Genomic DNA, 1495 nt, shown 5'->3' on the forward strand with positions numbered 1-1495 from the left:
ATAATACAGTGAGTTCTTTTCTTCTTCCGTGAATTCTAGGTTAATCATGTTTTTAATGAGTGCTTTGCTTCTAATTATGACTCTTAAACTATATTATTGTCCTTGAGTAAAAAATGCAAGTTGTAGCCGTGCAAAGTATAACGATGGACAAGTGGGGGAAGAATTTGGTACGTCTGTTACTATTAGTAATAATACGATCGCAGTCAGTCCTCGCCACGATGATGATCGAGGAGCAGATTCGGGTTCGGTTTATATTTTTCAGAAAATCAATGGGGTTTGGACCCAAGTTTACAAACTTACCGCTATCGATGGAAAAGCGGGTGATGTTTTTGGCAAGCGGGTAGTAATTGACGGCGATACTTTAGCCGTTAGTGCTTTTCAAGATGATAACGAAGTTCCTCCAGTGCCTGATTCTGGCTCTGTATATCTTTATTCCCTTTCTTCGCTCTTGTCCAATCCAGATAGCTTGACGGGAATTAAGCCAAAGGATACTCTCACTGGTGGAGCAAGCAATGACAACCTATTCGGTGGGGTTGATGATGCTCAGTTTTCTCCGCAGACTTTCAGCGATCTCTCAATTGAAGGAGATGAGATTAGTGATTTTGAACTGGCTGCTGATAGGCTATTCTCAAAACAATTTTTTACTGGCTTTGGTGACAGTGGCAATACTTCTATCGAAGATAACTCTTTAAAATTGGCAGAGATTGGCGCAGCAAGCGTCCAATTGCCGGTAATGATTTGGTAGTAGTGCCGTAGCCCTCTTGCTTACCTGGTATGAAGTGTGTAAAATACTTATTAATAAAAATAATTAGCCCAAATCAGTCTTTAAACCTCTAGCTTGATGATGACTTTTCTGATAAATATCTTTTTGTGGCTCGTGTCTGGCTTACTCAAATATCTGGACTTCCCCCATACATAAATACTAAAAAATCAACAAAACCCTTACTGCAGGTCGCTTCTAAGAAAAAATTGAAAAGAGGCTACTGGTTACATTTTTCGCTTGAAAATGTCTGTACCGTTGACTGTATCTGGAGCAGAGCAATTCCGTAGAGTTGGCTGTATAGTGATCACTAACCTGATTGTAACAGATATAGCGGTGTGCAGTCGTATGAGGTACAGTGTCACGAGCTATAAACCATGCTAGGCAAAGCTTGGTTTGTATCTCACTCAAGCGCTTACCGCTATAGTGTCATTAATCTCTAGAGTAAGCGATTCCCTCCAGCAATTCTCAGTTTTAGCCCACATTCCGCACCCTCAACTGTCACATAAGCTGTCCCCCTCCAGAGACTTGAGTAAAAATACTTAGCTGGTGAAGGTTTTCTCGGTGGCCGCTAGGGGGGTCTTGAGACCCTAATTAGGGTCTGCTGAAAAAGTTTTTCCTGGTGGCAGGGTGTGGGGTGTAGGGTGTAGGGTGTGGGGTTTTAGCGATTTTGAAGGTGTCAATTACCTAATTTTCAGAGAAAAAGTCCCAGAATTTTCCCCCTATCTCTCCCAC

General features: G+C 41.9%; 1 protein-coding gene. It reads left to right on the forward strand.

What is annotated here, in order from left to right:
- The first annotated feature begins 151 nt into the window (after positions 1 to 151).
- On the forward strand, positions 152 to 745 hold the full coding sequence (locus tag O9290_RS02845) for an FG-GAP repeat protein (protein WP_288055877.1): 594 nt from the start codon (positions 152 to 154) through the stop codon (positions 743 to 745).
- Positions 746 to 1495 lie beyond the last annotated feature (750 nt).

It is taken from the genome of Microcystis sp. LE19-41.2A (assembly GCF_027530405.1).
In the GTDB taxonomy this organism is placed as follows: domain Bacteria; phylum Cyanobacteriota; class Cyanobacteriia; order Cyanobacteriales; family Microcystaceae; genus Microcystis; species Microcystis aeruginosa.